Origin of the sequence: Geminicoccus roseus DSM 18922, from assembly GCF_000427665.1 — a bacterium.
In the GTDB taxonomy this organism is placed as follows: domain Bacteria; phylum Pseudomonadota; class Alphaproteobacteria; order Geminicoccales; family Geminicoccaceae; genus Geminicoccus; species Geminicoccus roseus.
Genome location: NZ_KE386572.1, coordinates 1010006 through 1031014 on the forward strand (window position 1 = coordinate 1010006; position 21009 = coordinate 1031014).

General features: G+C 69.6%; 20 protein-coding genes. 8 read left to right on the forward strand and 12 right to left on the reverse strand.

The annotated features are described in order from the left end of the window. Window positions 1–72: 72 nt before the first annotated feature. Complete coding sequence (locus GEMRO_RS0106055) at window positions 73–930, reverse strand: DUF4114 domain-containing protein (protein ID WP_027133286.1); 858 nt, start codon at window positions 928–930, stop codon at window positions 73–75. Further along, on the reverse strand, window positions 927–2123 hold the full coding sequence (locus tag GEMRO_RS0106060; RefSeq protein WP_205624916.1) for a S8/S53 family peptidase: 1197 nt from the start codon (window positions 2121–2123) through the stop codon (window positions 927–929). Before GEMRO_RS0106060 ends, GEMRO_RS0106055 begins: the two co-directional genes overlap by 4 nt. Before the next feature lie 215 nt (window positions 2124–2338). Here GEMRO_RS0106060 and GEMRO_RS0106065 point away from each other — a divergent pair, with 215 nt between their 5' ends. Beyond that, a complete protein-coding gene (locus tag GEMRO_RS0106065; RefSeq protein WP_027133288.1) occupies window positions 2339–2764 on the forward strand; it encodes a hypothetical protein in 426 nt (141 codons plus the stop codon). A 74-nt stretch (window positions 2765–2838) separates the two neighbouring features. On the opposite strand, the gene GEMRO_RS0106070 is transcribed toward GEMRO_RS0106065, so the two are convergent. The 6 genes from GEMRO_RS0106070 to GEMRO_RS0106095 form a co-directional block, all read right to left on the reverse strand. Further along, window positions 2839–4296: a flavin monoamine oxidase family protein gene (locus GEMRO_RS0106070; RefSeq protein ID WP_027133289.1), complete on the reverse strand. Its 1458-nt coding sequence runs from the start codon at window positions 4294–4296 to the stop codon at window positions 2839–2841. A 347-nt stretch (window positions 4297–4643) separates the two neighbouring features. Next, window positions 4644–5807 carry a mandelate racemase/muconate lactonizing enzyme family protein gene (locus GEMRO_RS0106075; RefSeq protein ID WP_027133290.1) on the reverse strand — a complete coding sequence of 388 codons (1164 nt, stop codon included), beginning with the start codon at window positions 5805–5807 and terminating at the stop codon, window positions 4644–4646. Between the two features lie 14 nt (window positions 5808–5821). Beyond that, entirely contained in the window at window positions 5822–6892 is a 1071-nt protein-coding gene (locus GEMRO_RS0106080; protein WP_027133291.1) for a tartrate dehydrogenase, read from the reverse strand. Between the two features lie 9 nt (window positions 6893–6901). Then, on the reverse strand, window positions 6902–7978 hold the full coding sequence (locus GEMRO_RS0106085; protein ID WP_027133292.1) for a tartrate dehydrogenase: 1077 nt from the start codon (window positions 7976–7978) through the stop codon (window positions 6902–6904). A 14-nt stretch (window positions 7979–7992) separates the two neighbouring features. Beyond that, window positions 7993–10038 carry a tripartite tricarboxylate transporter permease gene (locus GEMRO_RS0106090; RefSeq protein ID WP_027133293.1) on the reverse strand — a complete coding sequence of 682 codons (2046 nt, stop codon included), beginning with the start codon at window positions 10036–10038 and terminating at the stop codon, window positions 7993–7995. Window positions 10039–10049: 11 nt separating this feature from the next. After that, the gene (locus GEMRO_RS0106095) at window positions 10050–11012 is read right to left on the reverse strand and encodes a tripartite tricarboxylate transporter substrate binding protein (RefSeq protein WP_157505472.1); all 963 of its coding nucleotides are present in this window, start codon (window positions 11010–11012) and stop codon (window positions 10050–10052) included. A 232-nt stretch (window positions 11013–11244) separates the two neighbouring features. On the opposite strand from GEMRO_RS0106095, the gene GEMRO_RS0106100 reads away from it, so the two are divergent. Next, entirely contained in the window at window positions 11245–12165 is a 921-nt protein-coding gene (locus GEMRO_RS0106100) for a LysR family transcriptional regulator (RefSeq protein WP_027133295.1), read from the forward strand. Window positions 12166–12284: 119 nt separating this feature from the next. After that, window positions 12285–12911 carry a glutathione S-transferase family protein gene (locus tag GEMRO_RS0106105; protein WP_027133296.1) on the forward strand — a complete coding sequence of 209 codons (627 nt, stop codon included), beginning with the start codon at window positions 12285–12287 and terminating at the stop codon, window positions 12909–12911. A gap of 19 nt (window positions 12912–12930) precedes the next feature. Here the strand turns inward: GEMRO_RS0106105 and GEMRO_RS0106110 are convergent, their stop codons facing one another. The 4 genes from GEMRO_RS0106110 to mepA form a co-directional block, all read right to left on the reverse strand. Further along, window positions 12931–13824 (reverse strand): crotonase/enoyl-CoA hydratase family protein, encoded by an 894-nt coding sequence (locus GEMRO_RS0106110; RefSeq protein ID WP_051328753.1) that lies wholly within the window; start codon window positions 13822–13824, stop codon window positions 12931–12933. A 247-nt stretch (window positions 13825–14071) separates the two neighbouring features. Next, complete coding sequence (locus GEMRO_RS0106115) at window positions 14072–14716, reverse strand: hypothetical protein (protein ID WP_157505473.1); 645 nt, start codon at window positions 14714–14716, stop codon at window positions 14072–14074. Window positions 14717–15291: 575 nt separating this feature from the next. After that, window positions 15292–15684, reverse strand: coding sequence for a surface-adhesin E family protein (locus tag GEMRO_RS0106120; RefSeq protein WP_027133299.1), 393 nt, complete (start codon window positions 15682–15684; stop codon window positions 15292–15294). Between the two features lie 70 nt (window positions 15685–15754). Then, entirely contained in the window at window positions 15755–16600 is an 846-nt protein-coding gene (gene mepA, locus GEMRO_RS27930) for a penicillin-insensitive murein endopeptidase (RefSeq protein ID WP_035484816.1), read from the reverse strand. 84 nt (window positions 16601–16684) lie between these two features. Between mepA and GEMRO_RS0106130 the strand changes: the two genes are divergently transcribed. The 5 genes from GEMRO_RS0106130 (at window position 16685) to GEMRO_RS0106150 (ending at window position 20991) form a co-directional block, all read left to right on the forward strand. Further along, on the forward strand, window positions 16685–17377 hold the full coding sequence (locus tag GEMRO_RS0106130) for a metal-dependent hydrolase (protein ID WP_035484819.1): 693 nt from the start codon (window positions 16685–16687) through the stop codon (window positions 17375–17377). A 130-nt stretch (window positions 17378–17507) separates the two neighbouring features. After that, window positions 17508–18683 carry an iron-containing alcohol dehydrogenase gene (locus tag GEMRO_RS0106135; protein ID WP_027133301.1) on the forward strand — a complete coding sequence of 392 codons (1176 nt, stop codon included), beginning with the start codon at window positions 17508–17510 and terminating at the stop codon, window positions 18681–18683. Window positions 18684–18719: 36 nt separating this feature from the next. Then, a complete protein-coding gene (locus tag GEMRO_RS27935) occupies window positions 18720–19766 on the forward strand; it encodes an alpha/beta hydrolase family protein (RefSeq protein ID WP_035484822.1) in 1047 nt (348 codons plus the stop codon). A gap of 181 nt (window positions 19767–19947) precedes the next feature. Next, window positions 19948–20238 (forward strand): Dabb family protein, encoded by a 291-nt coding sequence (locus tag GEMRO_RS0106145; RefSeq protein WP_027133302.1) that lies wholly within the window; start codon window positions 19948–19950, stop codon window positions 20236–20238. A 6-nt stretch (window positions 20239–20244) separates the two neighbouring features. Further along, window positions 20245–20991, forward strand: a complete 747-nt coding sequence (locus tag GEMRO_RS0106150; protein WP_027133303.1) for a class I SAM-dependent methyltransferase — start codon at window positions 20245–20247, stop codon at window positions 20989–20991. Window positions 20992–21009: the final 18 nt, after the last annotated feature.

Consider the following 21009-nt stretch of genomic DNA (forward strand, 5'->3'; position numbering starts at 1 on the left):
CCGGTGATGGCGGTCACAGCGGCGTGGCGAGCATCGCCCTGGCAGCGAACGGGGCCGGCCCCTGCTGCCGGGTCAGGCCACCAGGCCGGTGCAGGAAGCGCTGATGACGTCGATCTGGACGACCAGGTCGTTGAAATCGAGGTCGCCGCCGCCCTTCATGTCCTCCCAGCCCCAGGTGTCGGGGCCGTAGTTCCAGAGTTGGGTGACGGGCTTCCCCTCAACCTGCTCGTTGGCGTCGGCGAAGGCGAAGAACTGATCGGTTTCGGTGGACAGGCGCATGGCGACCAGGTCGCCGGCATCCACGTCCAGGATGCTGGCCTGGTCGACCTCGCCAAAGCCCGGCCCATCGATCCAGATGCCGCCGTCGCCGGTCCGGCAGGCGCGGGCGAGGCTCGCCGCGTCATAGCCCTCGTCACCGGGCGCCAGGCTGTCGATCGCCCCGGCAAGGTCGTCCACCTCGTAGAACAGGAGGTCGAGTTCCTGCTTGCCGTTCTGGCGAAGCCGGATGATCGCCTCCGGGTCGTCCGCACCTCCCGCGGTCTCCGCCACGGCCACCGGGCGGGCGACGTGCAGGGCGCTGCCTTTGGCCAGGACCAGTTCCACCGGCCGCGACTGGCCGTGCTCGTCGAACAGGCGCACGAGGCCGGCGTCGACATCCTCCTGCAGGACCTGCTGGACGAACCGGCTGGACCAGGCATGGGCCGAGCCGGCTGGGCTCTCCCAGCTGGAGGAAGCTTCCGAGGTGAGGACGCCCGGGCTGCCGCCGGCGGCCAGGATCGGCTGGAGGAGGAGGCTCTGGTTCGCGGTGCTGCCGCCCTCCCCGTCCGGGAGCCCGGGCGTGCCGCCATGGGAGCTGGCCGTGGGCGAGGGCGGTGAGCGCGCGGGCGAGCAGCAGGCCGTTGGGCGAGCCCAGGCCCGTGGCCAGGTCATGGCCCGGGCCGGCCTCGTAGCCGAAGCCGGTGGCGCGCCCATCGGCGAAACTGGAGGTATCGTTGCCGAGCTGGATGTCGTTGAACGAGCCGGGCGCGAGGGCGGCGGCCCCATAGAGCAGGTCGTTCATGCAGCCCAGCTGCGGCAGACCCTGGTCGGCGAACACCGCGTTGATCTGCGCCGTCAGGGATGCCCAGAGCGGCGTCGACGTCCCGGCCGGTCTCGGCCTGCGGATCGCTGGTGGTCGGGGTCAGGCCGAAGGCGGCCTGGTACCAGGGGATCGGCCGGGTGGGATCGACGCCGCCGGAGGTGGCGTCGATCGTGTAGTAGCTGTCCGGCATCTCCTCCCCCTTCTCCAGCGTGTGGCTGTTCCACACGGTTTGGATGAGGGCGGTGGTTTTGCCAGCGTTCTCCGGCAGCCGGTCCAGGCCGCTGGCGACCAGCATCTTCAGGGTGGCGAGGTCATGGTCGTTCGCCTGCTGCACGATCCCGTCCAGGGTCGGGTCGGCGGCTGCGGCCTTCGGCGTGCTGATCGAGGTCCCGCCCATGGTCACCGCGAAGGGACTGGTCAGGGTGGTATAGACATTGGTCGGGCCGTTTCCGACCTGGTTGCCCGACCCGCCGTCGCAGGCCATGAGGACGACCGACCGGCCGCGCAGCGCCGCATCGACGAACAGCTCGTCATCGGCGGCGAAGAATGGCGAATCGGCGGATGGGCTTGGACTATCCCCGAAGGAGGAGGCGATCACCGCCGGATCCTGTTCCTGGTGCCAGATCGCGCTCTGGTAGGCGGTGAAGACCTGGCCGCCGGTGGCGCCGACATCGAGGCCGATCGTGCTGTTGGGCGCCGCTCCCGCCACCACGCCCACGTCAAGCGAGCGCTCGCCGCCCATACCGGCATGCGGCAGCGCCGAGCCGAAGGTCGCCTTCCCAGAACACGATCTGAAAATTGAGCAGATCTGCTCCCGCCAGCATCGGCGGGCCGAACACGTCGGCAAAAGCGGCTCGACCGTGAAAGGATCCAGATCGTAGGCGTCGATGACGGAAGTGCTGTCGGAGGTGCGGCAGGAGGTCAGATCGAGAGAAGTCGAGTGATCAAGCTTGGCCATTCGCGGCGCTCTCCGATGAAAATAATGTCTTGAAGCACTGCCTCCGGCACATTCGAGTTTGTTTCCGGGACCATCAGTTCTCATGAATTCAACTGGATCGCGACTGACCTGGCCGCGCCTGGCGACACGCCATCGCCTGAGCCTCGCCCGAGCCTGGGAAATGCCGACGGCCGACCGACCCTGCCCGACGATGGACTTGCAGGGCCCGGCGCACGATCTGAGAGAAGGAGCGGACGCCCCGGCCGGTCCGGGGCTGGCCCGGCATCGTCGATCAGCATTGTCCTGAAGGGAGTCGAAGCATGAGCACGCCGTGGCGATACCAGCTTCGCATCGACCTTTCCGAGGAGCTTGCGGCGGTGGCCCGGCACAATCCGGACGACCCGAGCCTCCGGCCGCTGAAGGAGATCCTGCGCCAGCACGAGGCCAGGCTGACCTGCCAGTACGATGCGTTCGCGGCCTATGTCGCCGAGGCCGAGCGGCACGGCACGGCCGGCTATCCGCTCTACCGCTGGACCCGGGCGACCATCGAGGATCCGGCCAAGCGGGCGAAATACCTCAAATCGTTCACGGTCTACGTCGACGGGCAGGAGACCTATTCGTCCGACCAGGCGGACGCCCTGGAGGCGGAGCTGCGCCCCCTGGTCGGCCAGACGATCGCCCGGCTGGCCCGGCACGACACCAATCCGGAGAACAACCCGCAGCCACCGGCGCAGTACCGGAGCTGAGCGCAGGGGCAGGGCGCGGCGAGGCGTAAATCCGGCCCGGCCCCCTGTGCGCCGCCTACGATCGTTGCCCGCCCTCAGCCCACCGGCGCGGCGTCGGGGTCGATCTGGCGGGCGGCGCGCAGGCCGGATTCGATGGCGCCCTCGACCCAGCCGGTCTTGAGGCTGGTGAAGTCGCCGGCGAAGTGGAGATGGCCTTCGGGCAAGGTCCATTCCCGCACCATCCAGCCGCCGCCCAGCGGCGGGCTTCCGAACGAGCCGCGGATCCAGTCCTGCTCGGTCCAGGCGAAGCCGTCCACGTCCAGGACCTCGTCGAACAGGTCCGGCATGTCGCGCTGGAACTGGTCGACCACCGCCTGGGCGCGGGTTGCGCGGGGGGCTGCCAGGAAGGCGTCGGCATTGCGGCCGTTCAGGTAGAAGAAGCCATTGCCATAGCCGCCGGGCTCGTTCGCGGTGATGTCGATGAACCGTTCCCAGGGCCGGTCGCCGCCGGCCATCGGCCAGCCATGGACGCCCTTGGCCAGCCAGGAGGGCGTGCGCGTGCGCACGATCACCTTGACGGTCCTGTCCCACTCCATCTCCGCGAACATGCGCGCCTTGCCGGGCGACCAGGACGGCGTCACCGCGATGTCGCCCATCACGCTGAACGGAATGGTCGACACCACCACGTCGGCCTGGAAGATCCGCCCGTCGGCGGTGGCGACCCGCACCCGGGCGCCGGTCTGGTCGATCTCGGCCACGGGCGATCCCAGGACCACATGCTCCCGGCCGATCGCCTCGGCCATCGCCAGCGGCAGGCGGCTGTTGCCGTTCTGGATGCGGAACAGGTTCTGGTCGCCGAAATGGTAGGCCAGGTCCGGGATGATCGCGAGGGCCGGGGAACTGGCCGTGAAGGTGCCGCCATGGGCGCCCAGGAGCCGGCAGAAATCCTCCGAGGCGCCCACATCCCGGATCAGCTCGCCCAGGGTCACCCCGGACAGCCGGTCGAGCATGTCCAGCCGGGGCCAGTCGGCGGCCAGCACCGTCTCGGTGTCGAGACCGACGCGGTACAGATAGCGGTTCAGGTTGGACGACAGGGAGATGTTGCGCTCCTCGGCGGTCAGCCGGAACGGCCAGTCGGCCAGGTTGGCGGCCGAGACCGTCTTGCCGTCGACCATGTAGCGCGGCAGGCCGTCGTTCAGGCTCAGCAGCGGCAGCCGGAAGTGCCGGGCATAGGCCAGGACCAGCGGCATGTTGGAGCGGAAATGCCCGCCGCCCGCCTCGGTGACCACGCCCGGGGCCAGGGGGAGCGACAGGAGGCGCCCGCCGATCCGGTCCTGGCGTTCGATCACGGTGACCTGGTGGCCGCGGCTCTTCAGCGCCAAAGCGGCGGTCAGCCCGGCCATCCCCGCCCCCAGCACCAGCACCTCGCGCCGCCCGGGCACGGGGGCGGCCAACGCCGGGGCGGCCAGCCCGGCGGCTGCTCCCGCCGCCACCGCCTGCGCCAGGAGCCGCCGGCGGCTGAGCGAGCCAAGGGATGACCGCGACGCCTGCATGATGTCTGTTCCCGTTCCTGCCGATGAGCCGACCCGACCGACCGGAAGGATCGTGAACGAGCTGTCGGGGCGCCGGGCGTTTTGGATCGACGGCGTGGTTTCTCGCGACCACTCGTGCCCCCGCTGGCCCGACCCGGATCATCGCTCCCTTCCGGCGTCGGTGCGCGGTGATCGAGGCAGCGAACGCGGGTGTGGTCAATTCCGTCCGGGCTACCCCCATGGGGCGTCGAAGGCGAATTTCCCGGCCGTGAGGCGGCGGGACAACGCCGGCCCGCTGCCCCCCGGTCGGCTGGGCCCGGGAGGGGCGCCGCGCGGCGGGCGGGGGTGCCGAGCGGGGCCGGAGTCCTTTAGGCGAGTTCGCGCATCACCTTGTAGAGGGCGGCCTTGGCCTCGAAGCCGACGCCCGGGATGTCCGGCAGGCCGACCCGGCCATCCTGCACCTCGATCCCGTCGGCGAAGCCGCCGAAGGGCTGGAACACGTCGGGATAGCTCTCGTTGCCGCCCAGATGGAGGCCGGCCGCGATGTTGAGCGACATCTGGTGGCCGCCATGCGGCACGACCCGGCGGGACGACCAGCCGAGCTCGTCCATCACCTTCAGCGTGCGCAGATACTCGACCAGGCCATAGGACAGGGCGCAGTCGAACTGCAGCCAGTCGCGATCCGGGCGCATCCCGCCATAGCGCAGCAGGTTGCGGGCGTCCTGGTGCGAGAACAGGTTCTCGCCGGTCGCGATCGGGCGGTCGTAAGCCTGAGCGAGACGCGCCTGGATCTCGTAGTCGAGCGGGTCGCCGGCCTCCTCGTACCAGAACAGGTCGTAGGGCTTGAGCGCCTCGGCATAGGCGAGAGTCGTCTCGAGGTCGAAGCGGCCGTTGGCGTCGACGGCCAAGTTGCGGCCCTCGCCCACCACCTCCAGCACCGCCTCGATCCGGGCGATGTCGTCTTCCAGCGGCACCGCGCCGATCTTCATCTTCACGACGCGGTAGCCGCGGTCGAGATATCCGCGCATCTCGGCCTGGAGCTGGCTGTGGTCCTTGCCCGGGTAATAGTAGCCGCCGGCGGCATAGACCCAGACGCTGTCGTCATGGACGCCGCCGCGGTAGCGGTCGGCCAGGAGCTTGTAGAGCGGCACGCCCGCGATCTTGGCGACGGCGTCCCACACCGCCATGTCGATGGTGCCGACCGCCACCGAGCGCTCGCCATGGCCGCCGGGCTTCTCGTTCTTCATGAGCGCCGTCCAGATCGCGAACGGATCCAGGTTGTCGTTGGCCTCGTCGACCAGGCTCGCCGGATCGGCCTCCAGCACCCGGGCGAGGAAGCGGTCGCGCATCAGGGCACCCTGCCCGTAGCGGCCGTTGGAGTTGAAGCCGTAGCCGACCACCGGCTTGCCGTCGCGGATCACGTCGGTGACGACGGCCACGACCGAGCAGGTCATCTTGGAGAAGTCGATATAGGCGTTGGCGATGGGCGAGGCGATCGAGACGGTCTTCTCGCGGATGTCGGTGATCTTCATGGGTCCGTCTTTGTTCAGGAAAGCGCGTCGGCGATGGCCTGGCCGCAGGTCCGGGTGTCGGCCTGACCGCCGAGATCCCGGGTGCGCAGGGCCGGCTCGGCCAGCACCCGCTCGATCGCGGCGACGATCGAGGCGGCGGCCTCGGCATGGCCCAGATGCTCCAGCATCATGGCACCCGCCCAGATCTGGCCCACCGGGTTGGCGATCCCCTGCCCGGCGATGTCGGGCGCGGAGCCGTGCACCGGCTCGAACAGGGAAGGGAAGCGCCGCTCGGGATTGATGTTGCCCGACGGCGCGATGCCGATGGTGCCGGTGCAGGCGGGCCCCAGGTCGGACAGGATGTCGCCGAACAGGTTGGAGGCCACCACCACGTCGAACCAGTCCGGATGGAGCACGAACTGGGCGGTCAGGATGTCGATATGGTACTTGTCGACCTTCACCTCGGGATAGGCCTTGGCCATCTCGGCGACCCGGCCGTCCCAGTAGGGCATGGTGATCGAGATGCCGTTGGACTTGGTGGCCGAGGTCAAATGCCGGCCGCGGCTCATCGCGAGGTCGAAGGCGTAGCGCAGGATCCGGTCGACGCCGTGGCGGGTCATCACCGTTTCCTGGATCACCACCTCGCGCTCGGTGCCCGGGAACATGGTGCCGCCGATCGAGGAATATTCCCCTTCGGTGTTCTCGCGCACGATCATCATGTCGATGTCGCCGGGCTTGCGGCCGGCCAGCGGCGACGGCACGCCCGGCATGGCGCGGGCCGGGCGCAGGCTGACATACTGGTCGTACTCGCGGCGGAACTGGATCAGCGAGCCCCAGAGCGAGACATGGTCCGGCACGGTTTCCGGCCAGCCGACCGCGCCGAAGAAGATCGCGTCCGAGCCGTCCAGCCGCTCCTTCCAGTCCTCGGGCATCATCGCGCCGTGCTTCTGATAGTAGTCGGCCGAGGCGAAGTCGTGCTCGGTGAAGGCGAAGCCCAGGCCGTGCCGCCTGGCCACGGATTCCAGCACGCGCAGGCCCTCCGGCACGACCTCCTTGCCGATCCCGTCGCCGGCGATCACCGCGATCTTCATCTGGTTGGTGCTCATCGGGCTTTCTCAGTCGTTGCGGCCGCGGACGGCCTCGATTACCGCGCGGGTGACGTCCTCGGTCGGCGCGGTGCCGCCGAGGTCGGGGGTGTGCAGGGCCTTGTCGGCGGTGACCCGCTCGATCGCCTGCATCAGGATTCCGGCGGCGCGCGGCTCGCCCAGATGCTCCAGCATCATCGAGGCCGACCAGAACGTCGCGACCGGGTTGGCGACGCCCTTGCCGGTGATGTCGAAGGCCGAGCCATGGATCGGCTCGAACATCGACGGGGTCTTGCCGCTGGGGCTGATGTTGGCGGTGGGCGCGATGCCGATCGAGCCGGCCAGGGCTGCGGCCAGGTCCGACAGGATGTCGGCATGCAGGTTGGTGGCGACGATGGTGTCGAGCGATTTCGGGTTCAGCGTCATGCGCACGGTCATCGCGTCGACCAGCATCTTGTCCCAGGTCACGTCCGGGAAGTCGGCCGCCACCTCGCGGGCGATCTCGTCCCACAGCACCATGCCGTAGCGCTGGGCGTTGGACTTGGTGACCACAGTCAGGAGCTTGCGCGGCCGCGACTGCGCCAGCTGGAAGGCGTAGCGCATGATCCGCTCGACGCCGGCCCGGGTGAAGATCGACACCTCGGTCGCCACCTCGTGGGGCAGGCCGCGATGCGAGCGGCCGCCCTGGCCGGCATATTCGCCCTCGGAGTTCTCGCGCACGATCACCCAGTCGAGGTCGCCCTCGGCCACGCCGCGCAGCGGGCTGGTGATGCCGGGCAGGACCCGCGTCGGCCGGACATTGGCGAACTGGTCGAGCGGCTGGCAGATCGCCAGGCGCAGGCCCCACAGTGTCAGGTGGTCCGGCACGTCGGGGGCGCCCACCGCGCCGAAGAAGATCGCGTCGAACGCGCGCAGCCGCTCGGCGCCGTCCTCGGGCATCAGCGCGCCGGTGCGCTTGTAGCGCTCGCTGCCCCAGTCGAACCGCTCGACGTCGAGGGCGAAGCCGGCATCGCGCTCGGCGAGCGCTTCCAGCACCTGGAGCCCGGCCTCCACCACCTCGATCCCGATCCCGTCGCCCGGGATCGCGGCGATCCGGTAGGTCTTCATCATCTTCCCCATGGTCAGAACAGCAGGCCGTTCGGCATCCGCAGGAGCAGGACCACCGACATCAGCCACCAGAACGCGGCGACGATCGCCACCGAGACGATTGCGCGGATCACCCAGTCGCGGGCCGGCACCTCCTCGTGCTCGGCCACCACCGTCAGCGCCAGGAAGGCCGCAAGGCTGCTCGCGGCGAAGCCCAGCACCGGCATCAGCCAGACCCAGAGCCCGAACACCAGCACCAGCACGGCGCGACGCCGGTTCGAGACCGGGCCCGCCATCGTCTCGGCCTTGCTCGGCCGCCCGCGCCCGGCGACGCCCAGCCCGATCAGCACGAGCGCCAGGACAGCCAGCGTCGCCGAGATCGTGGTGGGGAAGATGGAGCCCATGGCCGACATGCCGCGGGTGCTCCAGATCGCCCCCACCGCGATCAGGAAGAAGGCCGCCGCCAGCGCCACCGCACCCCAGTCATGACCGGTCGCGGCGCGCGGCTCGGCCTCGGGCATCGGGTGCGGCGCATCCAGAGCGCCCGGCCGCTCGCTCGCGGCCTCGCCGACCTCGGTCAGCGGCGCCGCGGACCGGCGCCTAGCCCGCCATTCCGCCCAGAACGGGTAGAGCAGCGTCAGGAGCGCAGCAGCGATGATGCCCAGGCTGATCGGGCGGCCGAAGAACATGCCGGCGAGGTTCTGGGTCGAGTTGCCGATCAGGTAGGTCTGCACGAAGCCCTGCTCGGCGATCTGGCCCAGCACCAGGCCCAGCACGATCGGCGAGGGCGCGAACCCGTAGCGGTTGAGGATCCAGGCCAGCACGCCCAGGCCGAACATGACCTGGGTGTCCTGCGGGTTGGAGTGGATCGCGAACGAGCCGATCACGGTCAGGAACGCGACCGTGGGCACCAGCAGCGCCTTGGGGAACGCCACCACCGACTTGTAGGCGTAGCGGCCGATCAGCAGCCCGATCGGCAGCATCAGCACGGTCGCGATCAGGAGGCCATAGATGAAGGTGTAGACGATGTGGCCTTCCGACGCGAACAGCGTCGGGCCGATCTTGATGCCCTGGACCAGCAGCGCGCCCAGGATGATCGCGTCGGGCGGCGTGCCAGGGATGCCCAGCACCAGGGTCGGAATGAAGCCGCCGCCGACCGTGGCGTTGTTGGCGGCCTCGGTGGCGATCACGCCGTCGGGCTCGCCCTTGCCGAAATGGGCGGAGCGGGGCGAGGAGCGGCGGGCTTCGGAATAGCTGACCAGACCCGCGATCGAGCCGCCGGCGCCGGGGAGGATGCCGATCACCGTGCCGATCACCGAGGAGCGGACCACGTTGAACTTCTGCCGCCAGGCGATGCCCCAGGCTTCGCGGAAGCGGATGCCGTCGTCGCCGGCGGTGACCTTGAGATGCGGGTCGCGGGTCGCCACCAGGTCGATGATCACCGGCACGCAGTAGAGCCCGATCAGCGCCGAGGTGATGTCGATCCCGCCCAGGAAGGCCTGCATTCCGCCGGTGTAGCGCACGTCGCCGCCCACCACCGCCACGCCGATCATCGACAGGAGGAGGCCGACACAGGCGCCGATCAGGCCTTTCAGCGTGTTGCCGACCGAAAGCGCCGAGATCAGGGTCAGGCCGAAGATCGCCAGCCAGAAATATTCGGGCGGGCCGAACGCCAGCGCCACGCGCGCCAAAGGCGGCGCCAGCAGCAGCAGGCTGATGGCACCCACCACGCCGCCGACCACCGAGGCGATGGTGGCCAGCGTCACCGCCAGCCCGCCATCGCCCCGGCGCGCCATCGGGTAGCCGTCGAAGGTGGTCGCGATCGAGGACGGCGTGCCTGGCGTGTTGACCAGGATCGCCGCGAACGCCCCGCCATAGATGGCGCCGGTATAGATCGCGCCCAGCGCGATCAGGCCTGCGGCGGGGTCCATGGTGAAGGTGAAGGGAACCAGCACGGCCACCGCCATGGTGGCGGACAGTCCCGGCAGGGCACCCACCACCGTGCCCAGCACCACGCCGACCACGGCGAGGAGCAGGTTGAACGGACTGAGCGCGTCGAGCAGATAGCCGAGCAGTTCCATGGGAGGCGGCCTTACTGACCGATGCCGAGCGCCTTGGCGCCCTCGGCATATTCCGCCTTCATCTCGTCCAGGAACGCCGGCATCTTGTCATAGGTAATGTCGGTCAGGACGAAGCCGGCGTCCTCCATCTTCTTCTTGAACTCGGGGTTGTCGTTGATCTGCTGCACGATCTCGGAGATCCGCTGGCGCAGTTCCTCCGGGGTGGAATCCGGCACGGCCACGCCGCGATAGGCGCCGCCCACCAGGTCGTAGCCCAGCTCCTTGAAGGTCGGCACGTCCGGGAAGGCCGGCAGCCGCTCGTCGGCGGCCACTGCCAGCATCCGCAGCTCCTCACCCTGGCTGACGCCCGAGGTCGCGTAGTTGAAGCCGGCGAGCGTCTGGTTGCCCAGCACGGCGGTGATCGCCGGGCCGGTGCCGGAGAACGGCACGTAGGTCGTGGTGATCCCGGCCAGCTCGTCGAACTTCGCCTGGGCGAGGTTGTTCGAGGAGTTCGAGCCCGAGCCCGAGAAGGTCACCAGGCCCGGATTGTTCTTCGCGTACTCGACCAGCTGCTCCAGCGTCTCGAACTGGCTGTCCTTCGGCACGAAGATCGCGTCGGGCGTGTAGTGGAAATAATGGACCGGGGTCAGCTCGTCGGTCTTGTAGCCGGTCTCGCCTTCCATCGGCTGCAGCACGGTATGGGGCAGGTTGATCCCCATGATCGTGTAGCCGTCGCCCTCGATCTGGTTGAGCTGCGACCAGGCCTGCGCGCCGCCGGCACCCGGCTGGTACTGGATCACCACGTCCTGCCCGGTGACCTCGTTCCACGCGCTCTGCTGGAAGCGCGCCGAGATGTCGGATTCGCCACCTGCGTTGAAGGGGATGATGTAGGTCATCGGCTTGGTCGGGAAGTCCGATGCTTCCTGCGCCGCGAGCGGACCTGCCAGCGCGAGCGTGGCCACGGCTGCCGCCGCGAGAAATGTCCTGGATACCATCACTGGCGTCCTCCCTTTGGTGCCGGCCATTGGCGGCCAGACTGTTCGTTCTGGAGGAAGCGGAGGCTACCACGGGCGCGGCAGCCAGACCTCCCCCTGATCCAGGGCCCCGCCGCTCCACGCGCGGCTCTTCCCGCGATGGTCGCGAACCCGGGTCGGCGGACAACCTAGCTTGATGCGTCGCTGTTGATAATTTCCCATCTTTCACATCATTATTGCGCCGGAGGCAAAGATGTCCCTGGACAGCGACATGCAGTTCTTCGCCCTCCTGGCCCGGCAGAGCAGCTTCTCCGGCGCGGCCCTGCAGCTCGGGATCTCGCCCTCGGCGGTCAGCCGCCGCCTCGCCCGGATCGAGGACCGGCTGGGGGCCCGGCTGCTGAACCGAACCACGAGGCGGACCAGCCTGACCAGCGAGGGCGAGGCCTATCTCAAGGCGTCGCTCGCCATCCTGGCCCAGATCGAGATGGTCGAGCAGTCGCTGGCCCGCTCGCGCGAGCGGCCGCACGGCCTGCTCCGGATCAACGCCACCTTCCAGTTCGGCCGCGAGCACGTGGCGCCGGCGATCGGCGACTTTGTCGGCCGGCATCCCGAGGTCGAGGCCCAGCTGGTCGTGTCGGACGCGCCGCTCAATCTCGTGGAGGAAGGTTTCGACCTGGGCATCCGCTTCGGCCTGCCGCCGTCGTCGCGGCTGGTGGCCCGGCTCCTGCTGCGCAACCGTCGCCTGCTGGTCGCCTCTCCCGCCTATCTCGCCCGCCACGGTACGCCGCGGCGCCTCTCCGACCTGGCCGCGCACAACTGCATCGTGCTGCGCCAGGAGCACGACGCCTACGACGTCTGGCGCTTCGACGGGGGCGACAGCGCCAAGGTCAGCGGCACGCTGTCCACCAATGACGGCGAACTCGCGGTGAACTGGGTGCTTCAGGGGCTCGGCATCATGCTGCGCTCGGAATGGGACGTGAACCGGCACATCGCCGCCGGCCGGCTGCGCGTCGTGCTGCCGCGGCACCACAGCGAGGCCCATATCTACGCCGTCTATCCCGAGCGGCTGAACCTGTCGGCCAAGGTCCGCCACTTCGTCGATTTCCTGAGCCAGCGCCTCGAGCGGCTCCGCGTCTCCCGCGAGCTGGGCGGGACGGGGGAGCAGGGGGCGTGACCGGCCCGGGCGTCCAGGCCGCTCCCTGGCTGGTCCGGGTGGCGGCTGGTAACGTTCGGCGGGACGGACCGGGCGGCCCGGCCGGAGCGGGCGCCCCTTTTCGAGGGAGCAGGGCCGGGATGATCCTGATCGGGCAGTATGATTCGCCGTTCGTGCGCCGGGTGGCGATCGCGCTCCGGCTGTACGGGCTGGATTTCGAGCACCGGCCCTGGTCGGTGTTCGGCGACGCGGAGCGGATCCGCGCCTTCAACCCGCTGACCCGGGTGCCGACCCTGGTGCTGGACGGGGGCGAGGTCCTGATCGAGACCGGCGCTATCCTGGACCATCTGGACGAGCTGGCCGGGCCCGGCAGCGCGCTGATCGCCCGGCAGGGGCCGGAGCGCCGCCATGCCCTGAAGATCTGCGCACTCGGCAACGGCCTGGCCGAGAAGGCGGTCAGCCTGATCTACGAGCGGGCGCTCCACAAGGAGCCCTCGGCCGGATGGATCGCCCGCTGCGAGGGGCAGGTCCTGGGGGTGCTCGACCGGCTGGAAAGCGAGGCGGCCGGGCTTGGCACGCCGTTCTGGTTCGGGCAGGCGCCCGGCCATGCCGACATCGCGGTCGCCTGCGCCTGGCGCTTCCTGGCGGATGCCCATCCCGGGCTGTCGCCAGGTGGAGCCCTGCCCCGCCTGGCCGCCCATGCGGCCCGCTGCGAGCAGCTTGCGGTCTTCCAGGAGATCGCCCAGCCCTTCCTGCCGCCGGCCTGAGGCCGAAGCGGCAGCCGCTTCAGGCCGCGGCGCGCTTGCGTTCCTGAACGCGGGCCAGGCTGGCCATGCGGCGCAGGGAGTCCTCGTTCAGGCCGAGGGTCAGGTCGGTCCAGAGGCGCACGACGTCGAGCATCTCGTCGATGGCCAGCGCTTCGGCGCGGCGGCGGGCCTGGTGCAGGGCGATCTCGCCGCGGATGCGGGCGCGGTTGTAGTCGATGTAGCGGTGCAGCTCGGCCCTGGCGCCGCCGGGCTCGGCCACCAGCGACACGGCGCCGGCGGCCTGGGCCTCGTCGGCGCTCCAGCTCTGCCCGGACAGGATCATGCGCACCGCCTGGGCGCTGCCGAGCTTGCGGACCAGGATCGAGGAGGCGCCCATGCCGGGGAACATGTTGAACAGGATCTCGGGCAGGCCGAACTTGGCGCCGCGCTCGGCCACCACCAGGTCGTCGGTCAGGATCGCCTCGAACCCGCCGCCCAGGGCGTCACCCTCCACCAGGGCCGCGGTCATGATCGGCAGGTCGAGCGAGCGGTAGTTGTCGTAGAGGATCGCCACCGCCTGCTCGGCATAGGCCAGGAGGCCGGCATGGTCCTGGTCGCGGATGAAGCGGCAGAACGCGGACAGGTCGCCGCCCAGGCTCCAGGCCCTTGGCGCGTCGGAGGCCCAGACCAGCCACTGGAACGGCATGTCGCGCGGGTCGCGCAGGCCGCCGAACAGGTCCTTCAGGCGCAGCTGCACCGTGCGCATGTCGGCCATCAACTCCCGGGTGAAGCAGGCACGCTCGGGATGGCGCATCCGCAGCCACAGGATGCCGCGCGCCGGGTCATGGCCGACCTCCAGCTGCCGCAGATCCTCGCCGACCATCTCCAGCCAGGAGCGCGACCGGACGAGGCTGGTGACGGTGTTCAGCGACATCGGGCGTTCCTTCGAGCCGGCGGGGAGGAGGTGCGTTTACTTGATGGAAACCATATCCCGCCGTCGATGGGGGTGTGGGCAGCCGCGGCCGGATTCAGGGAAACGCGTGCATCATGGTGTTCCGTCGCTGGCCGCGGCCCGGCCCGGCGACGCAGAACGGCCCCGGATCGCTCCGGGGCCGCCCTGGGAGGAATGCTTCTCGGCCGCCTTCCGGGACGTCCAGGTCCCGGAAGGCCGGAGGCGGTGGCTATTCGATGTAGCCGCCGTTCGGATAGTATCTCTGGGTGTCCTGGAAGATGTCGCACTTCTGGTCGCGGTTATGCTTGACCTTCTTCAGATAGACGCCCCTCGTGTGGTCGTCGCTGACGATCGTGCAGGACCAAGTGTCGGGAACCGGCCGGTGTTCGGCGGAGGTGCATTCCCAGAAGATCGGGCGGGTATAGGGACCGCCGCCTGGTCCGTAGTGTTCGAGATTGTTGTCACGGACGAAGTAGGACGTGCCGCCCAGATGGGCGCCGTGCGGCTGCTTGCGGCCGCCCGAGGAGGTGACGATCGAGCCGTCGAACACTGCCATGACGTTGATCGCCTGGCCGTGCAGGTTCTGCCCGGACCGTCCTCGCCAGTAGGTATGCTTGCCGTCGGCGTCGTAGACGTTCTGGTTGCCGCCCCAGCCGGTCGTGCGCAGCTTGGAGTGGAACAGCACGTCGAGCACCAGCCGGTCGGGTGCGTAATAGCCTGGATGATAGGCAGCGTTCTCGTTGCGCTCGATCACCTTGTAGCACACGGGGTAGTCAGGGAAGCTCTGCGCGGCCAGAGGATGGCTTGTCAAAACAAAGGACATAGCCGTCGCGCCGAGGACGAGCAGCTTAGCCTTGCTGTTACCGATCCGCATGATTTTTCACTCCTGACAGAGATGTCTGCGCGAGACAATCACCGGAGCGCGCCCGATCCCCACCGAACCATCTCGAATAGTGAACCGGAAACGATCTTGCCCTGCCTGAGCCAGATCTCGTCCGCTCCGAATAGTAACACTGACTTTGCAGCAAGGGATCATATACTTTAATTGTCGCAAGAATGTGATTAAGATCACTAAGCTTTGAAGTAGGATTGAATAATAAATTGCCAATTTACTGAAGGTCATTCCGGAATTTTTCTATGTTTAATCTACCGGTCTACAGTTGAATCGCTCGCTGCCGAGGCCACCTTCTGCAGTCGGCCTGGACAAATGCGATTGGTGCGGGACCGGATTTCAGGGCGCACGCCAATAACCGGCCCGCGGCCTGACCAGGATCAGCAGCCGCGCCGGCGACCGGCCTGGACAGGCGGGCGGCACCGGGCCGCGTTTCTGGATCACCGCCAGTCGGGCGTCCCAGCCCCGCCTAGCCGTGCTCGTTCGGGCGGCGACCGCGGCGCTCCCGGCGACGGGAGCGCCGCCCAAAAAAACGGGTCAGGAACCGGCGGCGAGAGTCAGCGGCACACGGCCTGGCGGGCGATGTCGCCGCTGGAGCCGGGCGGCTCCTTCACGGTCATCGGCACCCGTTCGCGTTTTTGCGCGAGCGTGCGGGTGCTCTCCGGGTCAGTGTACAGGGTGATCTTGTCGGTGGTGACCATCCCGGACGGGCAGTCGAACCGGGCGTCGAACCTGGCCGAGGCGATCGTGCGGCCGTCCAGGTCCAAGGGCGGCGTGTACAGCACCCGATAGGAGATGGTGCGCACGTCGCCGGTCGCCTTCTTCATCTTGCTGGCGTCGATGAACACCTGGTTGCCCTTGGCGGTCAGGCCGACCGCTTCCCAGCGCGCCGCCAGGGCCGGCGGGGCGAGCGTGAGAAGGACGATTGCGAGCAACGCCAGCCAGCGCATGCGACAGCTCCCCAGTGTCCGCCGGCCGATCCTAGAGGCGTTCCGGCACCCAGCGCAAACCGCTATATCCTCACCTGCTCTCCACCAGCGGGGCGCAACTGGCGGGCAGGTCGGCCAGGCGCAGCGGCGGCGGCGGTGGCGCCGGCAGCGCCGGCCTGGCCCAGGGCTCGTCGCCGAGCCACCATTCCAGTTCCTCGCCGCAGCCGTCGCCCGGCGGCGGCGGCTCCTGCGGCTGGCAGTCGGCCTGGCCGGCGGGGCATGCCAGCCGGACATGGAAATGCGCGTCGTGGCCCCACCAGGGGCGGACCTTGCGCAGCCAGTCCCGCTCGGTCCCGGCCGCCTGGCAAAGGGCCTGCTTGATTCCCGGATGCACGAAGATCCGCGCCACCTCCGGCTCCAGGGCGGCGCGGCGGATCACCGCCACCTGCGGGCTGCCGAACACCGCCGGATCGACCCGGCGGGTGCCCGGCTCCAGCATCGACACCGCGCCCAGCGTCTCGCGCTCCCCGGCCGAAAGGTCGCGGTCGGGCATCGGGGTCAGCCACAGATCGACGTCCAGGCCGATCTGGTGGCTGGCATGGCCGGTGCGCATCGGCCCGCCGCGCGGCTGGGACATGTCGCCGACCAGCAGGCCGGGCCAGCCATCCTGCCGCGCCGCCACCGCCAGGCGCTCGATCAGCGCCACCAGGTCCGGATGTCCCCACATCCGATTGCGTGACAGGCGCATCGCCTGATAACCGTCACCGTTCGCTGGCAGGCTGGCCGCGCCGGCGAGGCAACCCTTGGCGTAGCTGCCAAAGACCCTCGGCACGCCGGCGCTCGGCACTGCCTGGCCGCCGAACAGTTCCTTCGCGGGCGGTTCGGCCGCCTGGGCAGCCAACGGAACGAGAAGCAGAGCCAGCAACATCGCCTTCATGCCGATGGTCTAGCGGCACCGCGTCTCCACGCCTAGCTTGTGTTGCACACAGAGAACGCAGATTTGAACGAGTGGAAACTACAGATGCTCAGAGTGACTTGGCTCGGCCACTCGGCGGTCCATTTGGGGATCGGCGAACGCTCGGTGCTGTTCGACCCGTTCCTCACCGGCAACCCCACCTATCCTGAGGGTGCGCTGGAAAAGCTCGGCAAGATCGACCTGATCTGCCTGACGCATGGCCATGAGGACCATATCGGCGACACCGTCGCCATCGCCAAGCGCACCGGAGCGCCGGTGGTTGCGAACTACGAGATCGCCCTCTACCTGGGCAGCCAGGGCGTGGAGAATCTCGAGCCGATGAACCCGGGCGGCACCATCGAGGCGGCCGGCCTGCAGGTCTCGATGACCCGCGCCAACCATTCCTCCAGCATCCACGAGAACGGCGCGGCCCGCTACCTGGGCAATCCGTGCGGGGTGGTGGTGCGCAATGCCGAGGAAAGCTTCTACCATGCGGGCGACACCGACCTGTTCTCGGACATGGCGCTGATCCGCCGGCTCTACAAGCCGCGGGTGGGCGCCCTGCCGATCGGCGACCGCTTCACCATGGGCCCGCGCGCCGCGGCGATCGCGCAGAACGAGTTCCTGCAGATGGACGCGGTGCTGCCGATCCACTGGGGCACCTTCCCGCCCCTGTCCGGCACGCCCGACGAGTTCCAGTCCGAGGTGAACCGCGGCCAGGTCCTGCGGCCGAAGCCCGGCGAGACCATCGAGATCTGAGGCCAGGCGGCACGAGCCGGGGCCGGCGGGCGGCGCCTGACCGGCCCCGGGCGGGGCGCCCACAAGCGCCCTTATCGAGGTCGCGCCCAGGCGCTACACCACACGGCGTCACTCGCCCCGGGACAGGCCCATGCTCGATTTCGCGACGCTCTCGACCACCTGGAACTATCCGACCCGCGTGCTGTTCGGCGCGGGGTCGGCCGGCAAGCTTGCCGAGGCCTGCAAAGCGGCGGGCATGACCCGGCCGCTGGTGGTCACCGACCCAGGCATCGCGAAGCTGCCGATCCTGGCCGACGTCACCGGCGCGCTGGAAGCTGGTGGGCTGGAGAGCGCGGTGTTCTCCGACGTGAAGCCGAACCCGGTCGCCAAGAACGTCTCCGACGGGCTGGAGGTGTTTCGCGCCGGCGGCCATGACGGCGTGGTCGCGTTCGGCGGCGGCTCCGGGCTGGATGCCGGCAAGGTGATCGCGTTCATGGCCGGGCAGACCCGGCCGATGTGGGACTTCGAGGACATCGGCGACTGGTGGACCCGCGCCAACCCGGACGGGATCGCGCCGATCGTGGCGATCCCGACCACCGCCGGCACCGGCTCCGAGGTCGGCCGCGCCGGGGTCATCACCGACGAGCGGACCCACACCAAGAAGATCATCTTCCACCCGAAGATGATGCCCTCCACCGCGATCCTGGACCCGAAGGTGACGGCGGGGCTGCCGAAGAACATGACCGCCTGGACCGGGTTCGACGCGCTGGCACACTGCCTGGAGGCCTATTGCGCGCCGGGCTTCCACCCGATGGCGGAAGGCATCGCCGTGGAAGGCATCCGGCTGGTCAAGGAGGCGCTGCCCAAGGCGGTGGCCGACGGCAACGACCTGGAGGCGCGCGGCAAGATGCTGGTGGCCTCGGCGATGGGGGCGACCGCGTTCCAAAAGGGCCTGGGCGCGATCCACTCCCTGAGCCATCCGGTGGGCGCCATCTACGACACCCATCACGGCCTCACCAATGCCGTGTTCATGCCCTATGTGCTGGCCTTCAACCGCGAGCAGATCGCCCAGCGGATGGAACGGCTCTCGGCCTGGCTGGGCCTCACCGGCACCTCCGGCTACGACGCGTTCCTGACCTGGGTGCTGCGCCTACGCGAGGATCTGGGCATCCCGCACACGCTGGACGGGCTGAAGGTCGGTGCGGAGCGGTTCGAGGAGATGGGCAAGATGGCCGAGGCCGATCCCACCGCCGGCTCCAACCCCAGGAAGCTGTCCGCCGCCGATGCGGTGGGGCTGTTCGAGAACGCGCTGGCCGGCAAGGTCTGACCAGCCGCGCCAGCCGGGCCACCGGGGAGAACAGCCATGAACGTGCGCATCATCCGGGCCATCCACGGCCTGGCCCTGGCGCTGGCCGCGGCGCTCGTCCCGGTGGCAGCGGCCGCGGACGGGGTCGGCATGCGCCGGCTGACCGTGGCAGCGCCCGAGCGCGGCACCATGCTGAACGTCACCTTGTGGTACCCGGCCGAGGACGGCGGCAGCGAGGTGGCGGTCGGCGAGAATGCCGTGTTCCAGGGCGCCCTGGCCCGCCAGGATGCCCCGATCGCCGCCGGCCCGTTCCCGCTCGTCCTGCTTTCCCATGGCGGCCTGCGCTCCAGCGCCGATTCCGGCAACTGGATCGCGGCACGGCTGGCGGCGGACGGCTTCATGGTGGCCGCACCGCAGCCGCCCAGGCTCTCGCCCGATCAGGCCCAGGACGCGCCCTACGAGCTGGCGCTGCGGCCGGCCGACCTCGCCGCGACCCTGACCGGGCTCGCCAGCGAGCCGTCGCTGAGCGCGCAGATCGATCCGCAGGCGGTGGGTGCCCTGGGTTTCCACCTGGGCGGCACCGCCGTGCTCCAGCTGGCGGGCGCCCGGATCGACCCGCAGCTGCATGCGCGCTCCTGCGACCAGCCGGGCGCCAACATGGACTGCGCCTGGTTCGCCCGCTCCGGAATAGACCTGCAGGCGGTGGACGGGGAGCGGATCGGCGCGTCGCGGCTGGATCCCAGGATCGGGGCGGTGGCCGCGGTCGACCCGGAACTCACTGGCCTGTTCACGCCGGAAAGCCTGCAGGCGATCGAGGTGCCGGTCCGCCTGGTCAATCTCGGCCCGGCCGGCGCCATGCTGCCGGGCATGGATGCCGCGCCGGCGGTCCTGGCAATCCCGGGCGCCGCCTATGAGCGGGTCGAGGACGCGTTCTTCTTCAGCGCGTTCGCGCCCTGCCAGCCCAAGGGCGCGGCGTTCCTGGAGGAAGAGGGCGAGGACCCGGCGATCTGCGGCCAGGACGGCCCGCCGCGGACCGAGATCCACGCCGCGCTGGCGGAGATGATCGGCGGGTTCTTTCAAGAGCGGCTGGCGGCCCGGCGCTGAACCGGAGCGAGGCCGGCGGCGGATCTCCTGGCCTGCTTGAGCGAGGGGAGCGGGAACCGGCCCGACGATCAAGGGCCTGCCCTGCCCCCCGGCGGCCGGGCCGCCCTGTCCAGTCTGAGTTCGACCCTGTAGCCTGAGACAGCGCGCCGGCCTGCCCGGCCTTGGGGATAGGGGGACCAACGTGATCCGGCACACCGTGGTGTTTCGTCTCAAGCATCCGCCGGGCTCGGCGGCCGAAGCGGCGTTCCTGGAGGCGGCCCGGGCGCTGGCCGCGATCCCGGGGGTGCAGGCGTTCGAGGCGCTGCGCCAGGTGAGCCCGAAGAACGACTACCAGTTCGGTCTGTCGATGGAGTTCGCCGACGAGGCAGCCTATCGCGGCTACGACCGCCACCCGGACCATGTCGCCTTCGTCCGCGACCGCTGGCTGCCGGAAGTCGCGGCCTTCATGGAAATCGACTACGAGCCGATGTGAGCGGCCATGACGTCCTTCAAGGACCATTTCTCCGCGACCGCCTCGGACTATGCGGCGCACCGGCCGACCTATCCCGCAAGCCTGGCCGACTTCCTGGCCGGGATCGCGCCCGGGCGGGGGCGGGCGCTGGATGGCGGCTGCGGCACCGGGCAGCTCTCGGTGCTCCTGGCCGAAAAGTTCCAGGAGGTGGTCGCCACCGACGCCAGCGCCGCGCAGATCGCCCAGGCGACGCCCCATCCCCGCGTGCGGTACCGGGTGGCCACGGCCGAGCGGAGCGGGCTGGAGGAGGCGAGCGTCGACCTGGTGACGGTGGCGCAGGCGGCGCACTGGCTGGACCTGCCGGCGTTCTACGACGAGGTGCGCCGGGTCGCCCGGCCGGGTGCGGCGCTGGCGCTGATCAGCTACGGGATCTTCGAGGTGGCGGGGCCGCCCGGCCCGGTGATGCGCCATTTCTACCAGGACGTGGTCGGCCCCTACTGGCCGCCCGAGCGCCGCCATGTCGAGGTGGGCTACCGTTCCCTGCCCTTCCCGTTCCCCGAGACCAGCCTGCCCGACATGGCGATCGAGGTCGCCTGGCGGCTGGACGACCTGCTGGGCTATGCCGGGACCTGGTCGGCGGTGGGTGCTGCCCGCCTAGCACTGGGCCAGGACCCGCTCGCCGAGCTTCGGCCGGCGCTGGCGGCGGCCTGGGGCGATCCCCAGGCGCGCCGCACGGTGCGCTGGCCGCTCTCCGGCCGGATCGGCCATGTGTGAGGCCGGCCCGGGGGCCCG

Bases quoted from the DNA above. Each gene is read 5' to 3' on its own strand.
- GEMRO_RS0106085 (WP_027133292.1), bottom strand. From the start codon at position 7,978: ATGAAGACCTACCGGATCGCCGCGATCCCGGGCGACGGGATCGGGATC.
- GEMRO_RS0106105 (WP_027133296.1), top strand. From the start codon at position 12,285: ATGATCCTGATCGGGCAGTATGATTCGCCGTTCGTGCGCCGGGTGGCG.
- GEMRO_RS0106115 (WP_157505473.1), bottom strand. From the start codon at position 14,716: ATGCGGATCGGTAACAGCAAGGCTAAGCTGCTCGTCCTCGGCGCGACG.
- GEMRO_RS0106130 (WP_035484819.1), top strand. From the start codon at position 16,685: ATGCTCAGAGTGACTTGGCTCGGCCACTCGGCGGTCCATTTGGGGATC.
- GEMRO_RS0106090 (WP_027133293.1), bottom strand. From the start codon at position 10,038: ATGGAACTGCTCGGCTATCTGCTCGACGCGCTCAGTCCGTTCAACCTG.
- GEMRO_RS0106110 (WP_051328753.1), bottom strand. From the start codon at position 13,824: ATGTCGCTGAACACCGTCACCAGCCTCGTCCGGTCGCGCTCCTGGCTG.
- mepA (WP_035484816.1), bottom strand. From the start codon at position 16,600: ATGAAGGCGATGTTGCTGGCTCTGCTTCTCGTTCCGTTGGCTGCCCAG.
- GEMRO_RS0106120 (WP_027133299.1), bottom strand. From the start codon at position 15,684: ATGCGCTGGCTGGCGTTGCTCGCAATCGTCCTTCTCACGCTCGCCCCG.
- GEMRO_RS27935 (WP_035484822.1), top strand. From the start codon at position 18,720: ATGAACGTGCGCATCATCCGGGCCATCCACGGCCTGGCCCTGGCGCTG.
- GEMRO_RS0106060 (WP_205624916.1), bottom strand. From the start codon at position 2,123: ATGAGAACTGATGGTCCCGGAAACAAACTCGAATGTGCCGGAGGCAGT.
- GEMRO_RS0106065 (WP_027133288.1), top strand. From the start codon at position 2,339: ATGAGCACGCCGTGGCGATACCAGCTTCGCATCGACCTTTCCGAGGAG.
- GEMRO_RS0106150 (WP_027133303.1), top strand. From the start codon at position 20,245: ATGACGTCCTTCAAGGACCATTTCTCCGCGACCGCCTCGGACTATGCG.
- GEMRO_RS0106080 (WP_027133291.1), bottom strand. From the start codon at position 6,892: ATGAGCACCAACCAGATGAAGATCGCGGTGATCGCCGGCGACGGGATC.
- GEMRO_RS0106070 (WP_027133289.1), bottom strand. From the start codon at position 4,296: ATGCAGGCGTCGCGGTCATCCCTTGGCTCGCTCAGCCGCCGGCGGCTC.
- GEMRO_RS0106055 (WP_027133286.1), bottom strand. From the start codon at position 930: ATGACCTGGCCACGGGCCTGGGCTCGCCCAACGGCCTGCTGCTCGCCC.
- GEMRO_RS0106135 (WP_027133301.1), top strand. From the start codon at position 17,508: ATGCTCGATTTCGCGACGCTCTCGACCACCTGGAACTATCCGACCCGC.
- GEMRO_RS0106075 (WP_027133290.1), bottom strand. From the start codon at position 5,807: ATGAAGATCACCGACATCCGCGAGAAGACCGTCTCGATCGCCTCGCCC.
- GEMRO_RS0106100 (WP_027133295.1), top strand. From the start codon at position 11,245: ATGTCCCTGGACAGCGACATGCAGTTCTTCGCCCTCCTGGCCCGGCAG.
- GEMRO_RS0106095 (WP_157505472.1), bottom strand. From the start codon at position 11,012: ATGGTATCCAGGACATTTCTCGCGGCGGCAGCCGTGGCCACGCTCGCG.